The 14,167-nt window shown below is 62.7% G+C and carries 15 protein-coding genes and 1 pseudogene; 8 read left to right on the forward strand and 8 right to left on the reverse strand.

Annotation, left to right across the window (positions count from 1 at the left end; all coding sequences use genetic code 11):
- Positions 1–146: 146 nt before the first annotated feature.
- The 5 genes and pseudogenes from ACSEEN_RS20725 to ACSEEN_RS20745 all read left to right on the forward strand — a co-directional run.
- A pseudogene (locus ACSEEN_RS20725) lies at positions 147–303 on the forward strand (transposase); the annotation flags it as partial.
- Between the two features lie 354 nt (positions 304–657).
- Positions 658–1,008, forward strand: coding sequence for a PadR family transcriptional regulator (locus ACSEEN_RS20730; protein ID WP_440714180.1), 351 nt, complete (start codon positions 658–660; stop codon positions 1,006–1,008).
- A gap of 2 nt (positions 1,009–1,010) precedes the next feature.
- On the forward strand, positions 1,011–1,376 hold the full coding sequence (locus tag ACSEEN_RS20735) for a DUF1048 domain-containing protein (protein ID WP_440714181.1): 366 nt from the start codon (positions 1,011–1,013) through the stop codon (positions 1,374–1,376).
- On the forward strand, positions 1,373–2,194 hold the full coding sequence (locus tag ACSEEN_RS20740; protein WP_440714182.1) for an ABC transporter ATP-binding protein: 822 nt from the start codon (positions 1,373–1,375) through the stop codon (positions 2,192–2,194). The genes ACSEEN_RS20735 and ACSEEN_RS20740 overlap by 4 nt, the downstream gene beginning before the upstream one ends.
- 10 nt (positions 2,195–2,204) lie before the next feature.
- Positions 2,205–2,978, forward strand: a complete 774-nt coding sequence (locus ACSEEN_RS20745) for an ABC transporter permease (protein WP_440714183.1) — start codon at positions 2,205–2,207, stop codon at positions 2,976–2,978.
- Positions 2,979–3,943: 965 nt separating this feature from the next.
- Here ACSEEN_RS20745 and nhaA read toward each other — a convergent pair.
- Complete coding sequence (nhaA, locus tag ACSEEN_RS20750; RefSeq protein WP_440714184.1) at positions 3,944–5,209, reverse strand: Na+/H+ antiporter NhaA; 1,266 nt, start codon at positions 5,207–5,209, stop codon at positions 3,944–3,946.
- 159 nt (positions 5,210–5,368) lie between these two features.
- On the opposite strand from nhaA, the gene ACSEEN_RS20755 reads away from it, so the two are divergent.
- Together ACSEEN_RS20755 and ACSEEN_RS20760 are read left to right on the forward strand one after the other, a co-directional pair.
- Positions 5,369–6,670, forward strand: coding sequence for a TrkH family potassium uptake protein (locus ACSEEN_RS20755; protein WP_440714185.1), 1,302 nt, complete (start codon positions 5,369–5,371; stop codon positions 6,668–6,670).
- Positions 6,671–6,704: 34 nt separating this feature from the next.
- On the forward strand, positions 6,705–7,340 hold the full coding sequence (locus tag ACSEEN_RS20760; RefSeq protein WP_440714186.1) for a potassium channel family protein: 636 nt from the start codon (positions 6,705–6,707) through the stop codon (positions 7,338–7,340).
- 215 nt (positions 7,341–7,555) lie between these two features.
- Here ACSEEN_RS20760 and ACSEEN_RS20765 read toward each other — a convergent pair whose 3' ends face one another.
- The 4 genes from ACSEEN_RS20765 to ACSEEN_RS20780 all read right to left on the reverse strand — a co-directional run bounded on the left by ACSEEN_RS20765 (position 7,556) and on the right by ACSEEN_RS20780 (position 10,110).
- Positions 7,556–8,077 carry an arsenate-mycothiol transferase ArsC gene (locus ACSEEN_RS20765; protein ID WP_440714187.1) on the reverse strand — a complete coding sequence of 174 codons (522 nt, stop codon included), beginning with the start codon at positions 8,075–8,077 and terminating at the stop codon, positions 7,556–7,558.
- A complete protein-coding gene (arsB, locus tag ACSEEN_RS20770; RefSeq protein ID WP_440714188.1) occupies positions 8,077–9,183 on the reverse strand; it encodes an ACR3 family arsenite efflux transporter in 1,107 nt (368 codons plus the stop codon). The genes ACSEEN_RS20765 and arsB overlap by 1 nt, the downstream gene beginning before the upstream one ends.
- A complete protein-coding gene (locus tag ACSEEN_RS20775; RefSeq protein ID WP_440714189.1) occupies positions 9,180–9,542 on the reverse strand; it encodes a metalloregulator ArsR/SmtB family transcription factor in 363 nt (120 codons plus the stop codon). The genes arsB and ACSEEN_RS20775 overlap by 4 nt, the downstream gene beginning before the upstream one ends.
- 94 nt (positions 9,543–9,636) lie before the next feature.
- Positions 9,637–10,110, reverse strand: a complete 474-nt coding sequence (locus ACSEEN_RS20780) for an ArsI/CadI family heavy metal resistance metalloenzyme (protein WP_440714190.1) — start codon at positions 10,108–10,110, stop codon at positions 9,637–9,639.
- Between the two features lie 99 nt (positions 10,111–10,209).
- Between ACSEEN_RS20780 and ACSEEN_RS20785 the strand changes: the two genes are divergently transcribed.
- The gene (locus tag ACSEEN_RS20785; RefSeq protein ID WP_440714191.1) at positions 10,210–10,563 is read left to right on the forward strand and encodes an Rv2640c family ArsR-like transcriptional regulator; all 354 of its coding nucleotides are present in this window, start codon (positions 10,210–10,212) and stop codon (positions 10,561–10,563) included.
- 16 nt (positions 10,564–10,579) lie between these two features.
- On the opposite strand, the gene ACSEEN_RS20790 is transcribed toward ACSEEN_RS20785, so the two are convergent.
- The 3 genes from ACSEEN_RS20790 to ACSEEN_RS20800 form a co-directional block, all read right to left on the reverse strand.
- Entirely contained in the window at positions 10,580–11,617 is a 1,038-nt protein-coding gene (locus ACSEEN_RS20790) for a site-specific integrase (protein WP_440714192.1), read from the reverse strand.
- 482 nt (positions 11,618–12,099) lie between these two features.
- The gene (locus ACSEEN_RS20795; RefSeq protein WP_440714193.1) at positions 12,100–12,435 is read right to left on the reverse strand and encodes a helix-turn-helix domain-containing protein; all 336 of its coding nucleotides are present in this window, start codon (positions 12,433–12,435) and stop codon (positions 12,100–12,102) included.
- A complete protein-coding gene (locus tag ACSEEN_RS20800; RefSeq protein WP_440714194.1) occupies positions 12,432–13,535 on the reverse strand; it encodes a tyrosine-type recombinase/integrase in 1,104 nt (367 codons plus the stop codon). Before ACSEEN_RS20800 ends, ACSEEN_RS20795 begins: the two co-directional genes overlap by 4 nt.
- Between the last annotated feature and the right edge of the window lie 632 nt (positions 13,536–14,167).

Genomic DNA, 14,167 nt, shown 5'->3' on the forward strand with positions numbered 1-14,167 from the left:
ACCGGACCCGCTCCCGACGGGAGCTCCTCACAACTTCGCCCGAACCGGGCGAACAGCAGTAACCAACCATCAAAGGGGGTCAGGTTTCAGACGTCGATAGGGGGTCAGATTTCACCCGCCGTTGACAAGCTCAGCGACTCCTGTAGTTGATCACCGCCGGCGACAACCCCGACCGCCTGCGCACCTCTGCCTCGTTCGCCGCGCTGTGCGGCACGGCACCGATTCCGGTCAGCTCAGGACGGACCGACCGGCACCGCCTATGCCGAGGCGGCAACAGGCAAGCCAACGCCGCGTTGCACCACTTTGTCACCGTCCGGCTCTCCTACGACACCGCCACCCAGGCCTACCGCGATACCCATCTGGCCAAAGGCTGTGCCATTGATGCCGTCTTTCGTGCACTCAAACGCGCCGTAGCCCGACAAATCTTCCACGCACTGACCGGACACTGCGCTGTACCGGACTACAGCGACCTGCGACCGACCCGCCAGGCAAAGAACCTCACTCTCACCGCCGCCGCTTTACACCCAATAGGAGCATCAGTCCTCCGCCACGGTGCCCGAGGCCGTTGGGACCTCCGCTACTTAGCGTTGCAACTTACTGGTACTTGTGCTTACTATCTACCAGGTAGTCATTGTCATAGAGTAGCGGGAGGACCGGGTGGGAAGGCTGGAAACCGAGATGCTCAAGGGCACCTTGGAAGGCGTCGTGCTCGCCATTCTCGCGGGTCGGCCCGCGTACGGCTACGAGATCACGGCATGGCTGCGTGAGCAGGGTTTCACTGACATCGCCGAGGGCACTATTTACGCCCTGCTGGTGCGGATCGAGCGACACGGCCTCGTGGACGTGGAGAAGGTCGCGTCGGCGAAGGGCCCGCCGCGCAAAGTCTACTCGCTCAACACCGACGGCCAGGGGTACCTCAGCGAGTTCTGGACGACCTGGAACTTCCTCGCCGAACGAATCGAGCACCTCCGCGATCAGATCGAACACCCACAGGGACAAGGAGAGTAGTCATGGCCGCACGTTGGATCGAGACGATCACCGGATCGCTCGAGGAGAAAAAGCGCTGGCGCGCGTACAAGGCGCGGGTCCAGCAGCTGCCGCCGAGCCACCGCACGGCCGTCGAGGGAGTCGAGCGGTACCTCATGATGTTCGGCCCCACCGACGGGGACTACCTGCTGCAGATGATGGACGATCTCGCCGAGCTGTTCGAGCGGGCTGCGGCAGATAGCACGCCAGTGCGGGAGGTCGTGGGCGATGACCCGGTGGAGTTTGTCGACACATTCAAGAACAATTACGGGCTCGCCGGCTGGATCGGCAAAGAGCAGCGCCGGCTCGCGGACGCGATCGAGCGCGCCGAGAACGAGGAGAAGCCATGATGACCACTGCAATGGCGAAGACGGACGCACCGGCGGCGATCCGTGTGCAGGGCATCGAGAAGTCTTTCAAGGATGTCCAGGTGCTACGTGGCGTCGACTTCGAGGTGACGCCGGGCAGCATCTTCGCCCTGCTCGGCTCCAACGGAGCCGGGAAGACGACGCTGGTGCGGATCCTCGCGACGCTGCTCACCGCCGACGCCGGCACCGCCATCGTCGACGACTTCGACGTCGCCACTCAACCAGCCGAGGTACGGGAGTCAATCAGCCTCACCGGCCAGTTCGCCGCCGTCGACGAGATGCTCACCGGCCGGGAGAACCTCGTGCTCGTGGCCAAGTTGCGGCACTTGAAAATTCCCGGCGAGATCGCCGATGACCTACTCGCCCGCTTCAACCTCACCGACGCTGGGGCCCGGAAGGCAGCCACCTACTCCGGGGGCATGCGCCGCAGACTCGACATCGCCATGAGCCTGATCGGCAACCCGCCGATCATCTTCCTCGACGAACCGACGACAGGGCTCGACCCCCAAGGTCGGATCGAGGTATGGCAGACCATCAAGCAGCTCGCCGATGGCGGTACGACAGTGCTGCTGACCACGCAGTATCTCGACGAAGCCGAACAACTCGCCGATCGGATCGCAATCCTCCACCAGGGCCGGATCATCGTCAACGGCACTCTCACCGAACTCAAACAGCTTCTCCCGCCGACCAAGGTCGAGTACGTCGAGAAGCAGCCCACGCTCGAGGACGTCTTCCTCGCCCTCGTCGGAGACCACGACGCGGACAACACCGCGCGCGACGCCGCCGGCACGGACAGGTAAGGAGCACCAGATGGCCACTTACTTCTTCGCCGACACCGCAGTCCTGACCGGGAGGTCACTGCGCCACGTCCTGCGTAGCCCGGACACCATCATCACCACCGCGATCATGCCGATAGCAATGATGCTGCTGTTCGTCTTCGTCCTCGGCGGCGCGATCGACACCGGCCAGCCGCCGGGTACCGATTCGTACGTGAACTATCTCCTACCCGGGATCCTGCTCATCACCATCGCCTCGGGCATCGCCTACACCGCGGTCCGACTCTTCACCGACCTGTCCGGTGGGATCGTCGAGCGGTTCCAGTCCATGCCGATCGTCCGCTCGTCCGTATTGTGGGCGCACGTGCTCACCTCGGTCGTCGCCAACGCCGTCTCACTCATAGTCGTCGTCGGCGTCGCTGTCCTCATGGGTTTTCGAGCCAGCACTGGAGTGCTCGAATGGCTCGCGGCCGCTGCCATCTTGATCCTCTTCACCCTCGCGCTGACCTGGATCGCCGTCATCCCGGGGCTGACTGCGAAGTCCGTGGACGGCGCGAGTGCGTTCTCATACCCGCTCATCTTCCTGCCATTCATCAGCTCGGCCTTCGTACCCACCGAGTCCATGCCCGGCCCGGTGCGCGCGTTCGCCGAGAACCAGCCGGTGACCTCGATTGTGAACACCATCCGTACCCTGTTCGCCGGCAAGCCGGTCGGCACAGACATCTGGGTCGCGATGACCTGGTGCATCGGCACCCTCGTGGTCGCGTACGCATTCGCCATGGTCAGCTACCGTCGGAAGATCGCCTGAATCGGTCAACCGGGACACGGTCCTGGTATACCCTCGCTACCTTCACGTGCCTTGACCGAGCACCCGACGGCCCGCGCCGCGGTCCACGCCATGCTGCGCACCACCGTCGATCAGATCACCCGTCCACTACTGCGTGCTGGTCCTTGCCGCACCCACCGGCGCGGTCGAGAACCACGAAGTCAGAGAGCTCCTCGCAAACATCCGACGCTCACAATTCACTGCGATCAAGGAGCGCCTCGACCAAGGACTCATCGACGGCGACCTCACAGCGCCAGGCGATGCCGTCGCCACCATCGCTCGATACTACGCCGCGGTGGTGCAAGCACTGTCCGTCCAATCCCGCGACTGGGCCACCCCGGACGACCTCGAGCGATCATCACCTGCGCCATGGCTGCGTGGGGGACACCGTCGCGCCCGCAGCGGGCACCGAGCTCGCGCTGGGATAGCTGGAACCGAGTCTCACCCTCGGCAAGACACCCCTATCCAAGCCAGACCGAGTTGCGCGCCGCTCTGAGCGCCCGCCACGGTGGTGTCACCTCCCACCAACACTGGGGTGCCCTCCTGATCCGGGCGGCGTCAACACTGACCTACAAGCGGTGCCGGTCGAGACCTCTATAGCCGTCTGGGTGACGTCAGCGGTCGTCAGTCCGGGATTGGGGCACCAGGTGCGCAGTACCACGCCGGAATTTCGGCGTGTAGCTCTTCCCCTTCGAACGTTGAACAATAGAGTCGGTTCTCCGACGGCAACTTCTGGCTGGTGGCGAAGGCGTCATCCGCCACCCGGTCGAGCCCGCTGTGTGCCTGCACCAACGCCGGATCGATCCGGTGAACCTGTGCGCCGGGCACCCGGAGGTGTGCCGTAGGTTGCGGCAACGGCGCGGCTGAATGCCGCTTCGGAACGTAACCTACTTCTCGTCCGATCGGGACGGCCGGGTCCCGGGAGGTGCGCAGTCGGTACTGCCCGGTCAGTTCGCCTTCCTTGGGCGGTCACTCGCCGCCTCACGGCGTCGTCCCAGCAGTGAGAGGATCGATCCGGCGACGACTGCTACCACTAGCGATGCAACGAGAACCGCCGCCTTGCCGTGATCGAGGGCAGTCTCATCGCCGGGGAAACTGAGCTCGGCCACCAGCAGCGACACGGTGAAGCCGATACCGGTGAGCGCCGCGACGCCCGTCAGGTCGCCCCATCGCACCGACGGATCGAGCTCGGCTCCGGTGAACCGCACGGTGAGCCAGGTGGCCGCGAGGATGCCGATCGGCTTGCCGAGGATCAACCCTGCCATGACACCGATTGCGATCGGATCGGAGATCATCGAGCCGAGGCCGGACCATCCTCCGACCGCTACACCTGCGGAGAAGAACGCGAACACCGGCACCGCGACGCCCGCCGATATCGGCCGGAACCGGTGCTCGAACTCCTCGGCAAGACCCTGTCCGCCCCTACGCACTGGCACCATGAAGCCGAGAACTACGCCCGCGATGGTCGCGTGAATTCCGGACGCGTGCACCAACGCCCACGCGACGACGCCCAGCGGTAGAAGCACCATCCAGGCCGGCCAGCGCTGTGCGGCGAACCAATCGGCGAAACGACGTGAGAGGAAGGCGAACAACGCAATCGGTACGAGCGCTGCGAGCAGCGGGGTCGGCTTGACCGACTCGGTGTACACGACGGCAATGATGACGATCGCGATGAGGTCGTCGACCACGGCGAGAGTGAGGAGGAACAGGCGCAGCGCGGCAGGCAACCCTCGCCCGACAACGGCGAGGACTGCGACGGCGAACGCAATGTCGGTCGCGGTGGGGATCGCCCAGCCGTGGACGGCGTCGCGGCCGAAGTTGATCCCGAAGTAGATCAACGCGGGTACCACTACACCGCCGACCGCTGCGAACACCGGCACGACTGCAGCGCGTGCCGAACGCAGTGAGCCTGCGACGATCTCGCGATTGAGCTCCAGTCCGACCAAGAAGAAGAAGACGGCAAGGAGTCCGTCCGATGCCCACTGCCCTACGGTCAGTCGCAGATGCCAAGGCGCATATCCGAACGTGGTGTCGCGGATCGTCTCGTAGACGTCGATGAGCGGAGTGTTGGCCACGACAATCGCGACGATCGCGGCACCGACGAGTAAGAACCCGCCGATGGTCTCTCGACGCAGCAGTTCGATGACGCGCCTCGTCTCGGCGACGGGGCCTCGTGCGAAAGCTCGGCGTAAACGCGGACTATTGGCGGACAATTATTCTCCTCGGCAAGCATGACGACTTATCGCCGACCAGACTTCCCGGCACACCGGGCCTCACTCTACCGAGTCGCGGTCCGCGGGCGTACGCTCTGCCGAGTGAGATCGGCACCGCGGACCAGTCGGCGTGCGGCACTATGGGTGCCCGCGCGACTGATGGCAGTGGGATTCGTCGGAGTGATCGCGACTGGAACCGTACTGCTGATGCTCCCGGTGTCGTCTAGCGACGGCGCGGCTACCGGCCTGGTCACCTCACTGTTCACCGCGACGTCAGCCACCTGCGTGACAGGGCTGGCTGTCGTCGATACCGGAGAGCACTGGTCGGCGTTCGGCGAGATCGTGATCCTGGCACTGATCCAGATCGGTGGACTCGGCGTCATGACGTTGGCAACAGTGCTGGGGCTTGTCGTGGTACGGCGTGTCGGTCTACGCATGCAGTTGGCGAGCCAGACTGAGACGAAAGCGATCGGCTACGGCGACACACGCCGTGTCGTCGTCGGTGTCCTGGCCATGACTGTGATCGTCGAATCCGTGCTCGCTATCGTGCTGACCACGCGGTTCGCGGTCGGCTACGGAGAACGACTGCCCCACGCGATCTACCTGGGTGTCTTCCATTCGATCTCGTCGTTCAACAATGCGGGATTCGCGCCGTACCGGGACAGTCTGGTGGGTTTCGTCGGCGACCCATGGATCATCGGCCCGATAACCGCAGGTTTCGTGATCGGTGGCCTCGGCTTTCCAGTGCTGTTCGAGCTGTGGCGGGCGGCGTGGCGGCGTGGGTACCGGTTCTCCCTGCACACCCGCATGACGCTGTCGACGTACGCGGTGATCGCCGTAGTCGGGGTGCTCGCCCTGACGATCAGTGAATGGACCAACCCGGGCACCCTCGGGCCGATGCCAGTGCACGACAAGTTGCTCGCGGGCTTGTTCGCGGGATTCTCACCACGCACCGCAGGTTTCAACAGCATCGACGTGGGACAGATGTCCTCGGGCTCACTGCTGACCACCGACGTCCTAATGTTCATCGGTGGAGGCAGCGCCGGTACTGCGGGCGGAATCAAGGTGACCACATTCGCCATGCTCGGCTCTGTGATCTGGGCAGAGGTCCGCGGCGAACCGACGGTGCACGCGTTGCGCCGCCGGATAACGCCTGACGTCCAGCGGCAAGCCGTCACCGTGGTTCTCCTCGGGGTCGGCGCCGTCATGACATCGACGTTGATCCTGTTGTACGCGACCGACTTCAGCCTCGACCAAGTCCTATTCGAGTCGGTGTCAGCGTTCGGCACGGTTGGCCTGTCCACCGGGATCACCGCCGATGTGGGCCACGCCGGTCAACTGGTGCTGACCGCACTGATGCTGATCGGACGACTCGGTCCGATCACCCTGGCGTCGTCACTCGCCTTGCGCGATCGACCACGCCGCTACGAGAGACCAGAGGAGCGTCCGATCATTGGCTAAGAGAAGACCACTGCACCCTGCACGCCGCGTCGCCGTGATCGGCCTCGGCCGCTTTGGCGCCTCCCTCGCCGCCGAACTCGTGCGGGAGGGCGTCGACGTCGTCGGATTCGACAGCGATCCGGGGACGGTGCAGCGATATACCGACGACCTGCCCAACAGTGCCATCGTCGACTCAACCGACCCGGCTGCGCTGGTCCAACTGGGGGTAGCTGACTTTGACCACGTCGCCGTGTGCATCGGATCGGACTTAGAGGCGAGCATCCTGACCGTCTCTGCGGTCGCCGACCTCGGGGTGACCGATTTGTGGGCCAAAGCGACGTCGCGACAACACGGTCGGATTCTGGAACGAGTCGGTGCCCACCATGTGGTGCTTCCGGAGCACGACATGGGTGAGCGAGTCGCGCACCTAGTCACTGGCCGCCGCATGCTGGACTACATCGAGTTCGACGAGGAGTTCGCGATAGCCAAGGCACCGGCTCCCCGCGAATTGTTCGGCGTCACCCTGAAGTCGAGCCGTGTTCGTAACCGGTTCGGGGTGACGATCGTCGCCGTTCGGCGCCCCGGAGGTGGCTACGAGTTCGCCGGACTCGACACCGTGATCGGAGAGGACGATTTGCTGATCGTGTCGGGTCCGGTCCGGTCCGTCGAGCGGTTCGCGGCGCGGCACTGACCGCCAGCGAGTGCACACACAGCCCATAGCTATCTACATCTGAATAGCGGCTCTCTGTTGTGGAGCACCTACAGATATTCCCTCCACGACAGGGAACAATCGAGGACGCTCACGCTGCGATCCACGTCATGGCCAGTCAGCTGGTTCCTAGAGATATCGAAGACCGCAGATTTCAGGTCAGGTGCTGCCGGTAGCGGGTAGTTCAGTCCTCGGAACTAGTGGTCGGGCTCTGTGGTGGCGTTCGTCGGTCTCGCTGTAGCTTCTAGTCTCGACCCGGCCTTGGCGGCCGGGGTGGTGAGTTCGGCTGCCAGCGCGGTGACGCGGGCGGCGATATCGTCGCGGACCATGCGCATCCGCTCGATCCCATCGATACCCCTCTCGGAGGGCTCGTCGGTGTCCCAGTTGACTACCCGAACACCGGTCGGTGGGTCGACAAGTGCCTCGCGTCCGAGGGTGATCACCATATCCACGAGGGAAAGCAACCCGGGATCGATTGGTTTCGGGGTCTGGCTGGTGATGTCGATGCCGATCTCGGCCAGGGACTGTGCGGACAGACTGTTTACCTCGTTGCCGGGCCTGGTTCCTGCCGAGTGCACGGTGACCATGCCCTCAGCAGCCTGGCGCATCAGGGCCGCGGCCATCTGCGACTTGCCAGCGTTCTTCACACACACGAACAGCACGCTCGGCCTCGTCCCGGCCTTCGGCGTGGATTCGGACGGGGTCGGACTGTTGGGCATCAATTCACGCTCCTGGACGGGTCCACAGTTGTGGTTATGGATGGCGGGTTGGGAGGAAATCGCTTGCGCAGGGCGAGTGAGACATAGACCAGAGTGACCAGGATCGGGACTTCGATGAGCGGGCCGACAACGCCTGCGAGTGCCTGGCCGGAGGTGGCGCCGTAGGTGCCGATCGCAACGGCGATGGCCAGCTCGAAGTTGTTGCCTGCCGCGGTGAACGCGAGGGTCGTGGTTCGCTGGTAGCCCAGGCCCAGGAGCGCGCCGAGGAGGTAGCCGCCGCCCCACATGATCGCGAAGTACGCCAACAGTGGCAACGCGATACGTGCCACGTCTCCGGGGTTTGAGGTTATCTGGTCGCCTTGCAAGCTGAACAGCAGCACGATCGTGAACAGCAGTCCGTACAGCGCCCACGGTCCGATCCGTGGAAGAAACGTCTGCTCGTACCAGTCGCGGCCGCGGCGACGTTCCGCGATTTGTCGGCTCAGGTATCCGGCGAGCAGGGGAATGCCGAGGAAGATCAACACCGATTTGGCGATCTGCCATGGTGAGGCGTCGATCGTGGTCTGTTCCAGACCGAGCCAGCCCGGCAAGACCGATAGGTAGAACCAGCCCAGCACAGCGAACATGAGGACCTGAAACACGGAGTTGATCGCGACCAGAACGGCGGCGGCTTCGCGGTCACCGCATGCGAGGTCGTTCCAGATGATGACCATCGCGATGCAGCGGGCAAGGCCAACGATGATCAGGCCCGTGCGGTACTCGGGCAGGTCCGGTAGTAGCAACCAGGCAAGGGTGAACATCAGTGCCGGTCCGATCACCCAGTTCAGGACCAGCGATCCAATCAATAGTCGGCGATCTCCTGTGACGGTGTCGAGGCGGTCGTAACGGACTTTCGCCAGTACCGGGTACATCATGATCAATAGACCGAGTGCGATCGGCAGGGAAATCCCATCGACTTGGATCTTGTCCACCGCGGTGTTCAGCCCAGGGATCAACCGGCCCAGCAGCAGCCCGGCGGCCATTGCCAACCCGATCCACACCGGGAGGAACCGATCCAGCGCCGGCATGTTGCTCGCAACACTGCGTGGCGGTTCCGAAGCGCTCATACGCTAGCTTCCCGGGTGAGCGGCACGACGACGCCCGCAACTATGTTGAGAGCTGCCGGGACGACTCGGTAGTGCACCCACGATCCGCGACGTTCGGACTCGAGGAGCCCCGCTGTCCGCAGAACCTTCAAGTGGTGAGAGACGGTCGGCTGCGAGACGTCCACCGCGGGCAAGATGTCACAGACGCACGCCTGACCCCCGTCGTGACTGGCGATCAGACTGAACAACTGCAACCGCACTGGATCAGCGAGTGCCTTGAACACCGATGCTGCCTGCGCGGACTGCTCGGACGTCAACGGCTCACGCACCAGCGGCGAACACCGTATACCCAAGGTCTCAATACCCAGTGACTTCGACATACATCTATATTGACATCTATCGATATAGTTGGCAACGATGACGGAGTACCACCGATTGCGCCAGCATCCCGTCACCGTTGCCTGCATCAACACTTCAACAGCACGGCGAAGTCGCGGTGCAGCATTCCGATGACTTGTGCGAACTCTGCGTCAGTCCGAGGTCAGAGTCGTCCGCTGCGAGGTTGGGTGCCTCGCCAAAGGTGTCCGAGTCCGACAGGACGGTGTAGACCTCCCAGCGTTCCCCGTCGGGAGCGCCGACCCACACCTTGTCCTGAGTGGCGAAGCAGCAGGTGGTATCGATCTGTTCCTCAGTGAACAGTCCTTCGCCGGTCAGACGCGCGATCTCGCCGTGAACAGCATCGCTGGAATCCACTTCAACGCCGAGGTGATTAATCGTGCCACCGACGCCACTGTTTTCCAGTAGGACCAGTTTCAGGGCGGGCTCGGCGATGGCGAAGTTGGCATAACCAGGCTTGACTTTGGCCGGAGCGGTATTGAACAGCTTGCTGTAGAACGCGATCGACGACTCCAGGTCGCTGACGTTGAGGGCGAGTTGGACGCGGGACATGAGAACCTCCAAGACTTTGATGAATGTCGAACTCTTCGACTGAGTCTGTTGTATCCATTAATTTGATGTATGTCAAAGAATGTTGGTAGATTGGACGCCATGCCCAAGTCCCTGCCCATCGTCGATGTCAGTGCCCCAATTTGCTGCGCGCCTCTGGCTGCCGGACCGATGTCGACCGACGATGCCATCGAGCTCGCGCTGCGGCTCAGAGCGCTCGCCGATCCGATTCGTGTACAGGTGATTTCTCTTCTCATGGGCGCCCCGACCCGTGAAATGACCGCCAGTGACCTCGCCGCTGCCGTCGGTGTTTCCGGCGGAACCGCAACACATCACCTCAGCCAACTCCGACGCGCCGGATTGGTGTCCTCGCAACGCCGCGGAGTCAACAATCTCTACCGCGCCGAACCAGCCAACCTGGAAGCACTCCGCGCAGTTCTCGACACCTGCTGCTGAGGCACCATTGAGACAGTTACGGTTCCCGTATCCGGCGACCGGCATAGCGGGACCACGGCTCGCCGGCGTTGGCGGCGTGGTTCGTGGCTACCTGGTAGCTGTACATGAGAGCGTCGGCAACGATCGGTGGCGGACATTCGACGACGAGTTCGTCGAGGGCGCGGTTTCGAGCACCAAGATTACTGAGTCCAAGGTGCCGGAGACGGTGCATGATCGTGTCGACGTGCATATGGTTGCCGGCGTGGGTGCCGGGGAAGAACCAGGGACTTGACGAGTCAGACCCTGTTCGGAGGTTCGGCCGATTGACCAGGTAGTCGCGAAGAAGCGCGGAGAACGGTTCCGGTACATCGACCGGGTGCTTCCCGAACGTAATCGTCATTCGCCCCTGGTCGTCATCAACTGCGTCGATACGCAGAACAGCGATTCGTTTGAGCGGCTGAGCGTAGAGAAGGATCAAGATGCCAGCGACTCGGTAGGGGAGTGACTCACTTGTCCCTTCCAGCAACTCACAGATCCAGGCGAGGCGCTGATCCTGGGATATCGTCGGCGTCGATCTGGCGGCGCGATGTTCCATGGGGATCGAGGTTCCCGTGAACGAGGGCAGCGTTTTGACTACGAATGTGCGAATCGCGGTGCGGGTGGTCGGGCCGCTGGCGACCCATTGTTCAATATCCTGCTGGGTGCAGTCCTGCGCGCCGCGGTCGTACGTCTCATACAGCCACCGTAAGAATTTCACCGTCTCGGTGATCTCCTGCTTCGCCGAACGAATCGACGGGCGAGTCTGCCCACCGGCCGCCTCAATCTCACGGATTCGGCGCAGGTGGTGCCAGACGGCGAAGCGCTCGACAGGGCGTCGCACCTCAATAGGTAGATCGCCAAGTTTGGCTTGAATCCACTGCTCGAACACGGGAAGCCACGGATCGCGCTGTGGAAGCAGCCCGTGGTGCTGCATAAGCGCGCGAAGGTGCTCGGTGGCGCGCCCTGGGCAGCAGTCGAGGCCTTCGTGGGTTGACGGGATGCTGCCGTCGCCAAGAGCACGAAGGAGGTGCTGCACTTTCGGTGAACGTTTCCAAATGATGATCGACTCCGGCCGGTCCGCCGCGCAAAGAACATTGACGAGCCCGGCGAGCGTTGGGTCGGTCGGAACGCCGCCGAGTAGTGTGTGTAGGTCGTCACGAAGTGCGCATCGTGCGCAGAGGGTCTTGCGGTGATGCCCAGCTTCCTCGCCGCATCGACTGCATCGGAAGTCATCATGGATCCCTGCGCACGGTGCGCACAGGTTTCGTCCGCTCTCGTCAGGTGGCCCCGGGAGGAGGCGGTCGACGCCACACTGCGGGCATTCTCCTCGTGTGTGGATGGCTGTGAACCAGCATGCGAAGCAAATTATGCCTTCAGGCCAAGTCGCCTGGACGCGACGCAACGGCTTACCGCACCGGGCGCAGTCACGAAAGCCGTCAGTGACGCGAGGGCGTCCTCGTACGGTGTTACGCGGGTTCAGCCCTTCCGGTTGCATTGCTGCTCCTCACAGGCGGCGGGTTACTCATCGAGGATGTTTGCTCGTCGCGGTCGCGCACTACGGTCGAGGGATACGACGTTCGGGGGAGAGAAGTTGACGGCCTTCTTGTGTCGTACGTCAGCAGCAGTGACTGTGAGCAAGTCGCCCGGCTCGCAACTGAAGATGTCGCAGACGGCCGCGATCAATTGCAGGGAGACACGTTCGGGACGCTGGTTGACCAGGCGATAGACCTGTGGCCGCGAGAGTGTGATTCCTCGTTCAGCGAGAAGGGGAACGAGATCAGTGGTGTTGTTCATCCCACGCGCGGCCATCAGCTCGGCGAGGCGCCACGTGTAATCGACATCGCGTCTGGTCATCGATTCCTCCCTGCGCCGGTCGTCAGCGCATCACTGACGGTGCGATCAAGGACAGCGCGGAGTGACGAGCAACGGAACTCATCCGACGTGAACTGGTAGATCCCCGTCGTCGACGCGTGTTCGTGGCCCATCTGATCCTGCACGAATCGAGGGTCCCAGCCCGCCTCCAGTAGGTGAGTGGCGTAGCTGCGGCGAAAAGAATGCAGATCAACGCCGTCCGGGATCCCGAGTTCGCTGCGATACCTCTTGAGTCGGCGCAGCAACGTGGTCTCTTCGATCAGGCCTCCGCGTTCACTGTTGAATAGATCCAGAGTTCCCGGCTCTCCGCGGCCGTTAGCCAGCCAGTCTTCAATCACAGGCGGAATCCACCGCCACACTGTCAGTATCGACCGCCCTTTCGGGGGCGAGCTGCGGCGGGCCTTGCCGAATCGGACTTTGCACACCCCGAACTTCCCAAACTCGGGAGCGTGCGGGTTACGCGCGAAGTCGATCGTCTGGAGATGCCGCAGCTCGTTGAAACGCAGTCCGTATGCGTAGGCAACCTTCATCATTGTCGCGTCTCGATAGGCTGCCTGCCAGCCCTTGCGGTTAGTTTTCCCGATCCGCTCGACCTCATCATCTGCGTGATCGAAGAGGGCGTCCAGTTCTTCGCGAGTGTACGGTCGCCGACTCGGCTGCCCGTCGTCTTCTTGGACATGGCGGGCCGTATTCCAATCGAAGAAGACCTGAGCGGGGTGTGTCCCGAAATGCTTCTCGCACACGAGGTCCCAGCCGTAGTCCGGGTTGCTGACATACGAGGTGAAAGCACGGAGCGAGTTGTGGTAGCTACGCAGCGTCGAGTGCGCGACGTGATGTATCGACCGCAGATCAGCCGAGAACTCCTCGACCATGGCTGGCGTCCAGTTCCACGGCTCCTCATTCGAGTGCTTCATGAACCGGCGGACGCAATTGATCCGCTGATCGATCGTGGCGAACTGGAGGTTGCGGGAGAGTTGTTGATTGCGCCAGCCGTCGAGCATCATCTCGACGATCTGTTCCTCGGGTCGCAAGACGGGAACAGCGTCCACCAAGTGCACTCGACCAACGTCGTCGATCCGCATTGGAACCTCCACAACACGATTCATCTGATGAATCAATCATGCATCCAATGAGACGAGAAGGCAATACCCGCAGGTCATAGGATACCCACCGAAGAGCAACACTCCGATGGGGCAGGGTCGTTTCACCGTCTCGTGGGCGCCCCAGACGGATCGAATGCCCAGGTGAAGCCGGTGACAGGCAGGCGGGCTGCGGTGGCGGCTGAATGATTCATCTGTTGTAATATGCAGCCTTTTAGTTTACATAATGTATCTTATCGGCATTCACTGAGGGCGAGTTGACACAACTCGTTCTGACGAATCTTGTTGTCTGTTCTTTGCCAAATAAGATGGCGCGTTGCCAAGTAGTCGGCGAAATGGTGCCAACTATTTGGCGAGGCCCATCATGAGACAGCACACCACCTGCCGGCTGCGCCCACCGGCTAAGCGCCACAGGACTTGGCGCTGCGCATGCAATCATTCCAAGCCCCCACCCAGCCGGGAGAAAGTCGACCTTAAATCGTCACTGTGAACCGCACTGGGTTCTTTGGAGGCTCGTGACCTTGGAAACGAGGATGAGTACATGCCGAAGGAACAGGTTCCCGGGAAGCCGCAGACGCGGCGCTACAGCCCGGAGGAGAAGGTGGCGGCGGTCC

Source organism: Gordonia marina (assembly GCF_052036135.1).
Taxonomy (GTDB): Bacteria; Actinomycetota; Actinomycetes; order Mycobacteriales; family Mycobacteriaceae; genus Gordonia.

Excerpts from the sequence above, each read along its gene's own strand:
- ACSEEN_RS20735 (WP_440714181.1), top strand. The coding sequence starts at position 1,011 with ATGGCCGCACGTTGGATCGAGACGATCACCGGATCGCTCGAGGAGAAA.
- ACSEEN_RS20740 (WP_440714182.1), top strand. The coding sequence starts at position 1,373 with ATGATGACCACTGCAATGGCGAAGACGGACGCACCGGCGGCGATCCGT.
- ACSEEN_RS20745 (WP_440714183.1), top strand. The coding sequence starts at position 2,205 with ATGGCCACTTACTTCTTCGCCGACACCGCAGTCCTGACCGGGAGGTCA.
- ACSEEN_RS20755 (WP_440714185.1), top strand. The coding sequence starts at position 5,369 with ATGGCAGTGGGATTCGTCGGAGTGATCGCGACTGGAACCGTACTGCTG.
- ACSEEN_RS20765 (WP_440714187.1), bottom strand. The coding sequence starts at position 8,077 with ATGCCCAACAGTCCGACCCCGTCCGAATCCACGCCGAAGGCCGGGACG.
- arsB (WP_440714188.1), bottom strand. The coding sequence starts at position 9,183 with ATGAGCGCTTCGGAACCGCCACGCAGTGTTGCGAGCAACATGCCGGCG.
- ACSEEN_RS20775 (WP_440714189.1), bottom strand. The coding sequence starts at position 9,542 with ATGTCGAAGTCACTGGGTATTGAGACCTTGGGTATACGGTGTTCGCCG.
- ACSEEN_RS20780 (WP_440714190.1), bottom strand. The coding sequence starts at position 10,110 with ATGTCCCGCGTCCAACTCGCCCTCAACGTCAGCGACCTGGAGTCGTCG.
- ACSEEN_RS20785 (WP_440714191.1), top strand. The coding sequence starts at position 10,210 with ATGCCCAAGTCCCTGCCCATCGTCGATGTCAGTGCCCCAATTTGCTGC.
- ACSEEN_RS20795 (WP_440714193.1), bottom strand. The coding sequence starts at position 12,435 with ATGACCAGACGCGATGTCGATTACACGTGGCGCCTCGCCGAGCTGATG.
- ACSEEN_RS20800 (WP_440714194.1), bottom strand. The coding sequence starts at position 13,535 with ATGCGGATCGACGACGTTGGTCGAGTGCACTTGGTGGACGCTGTTCCC.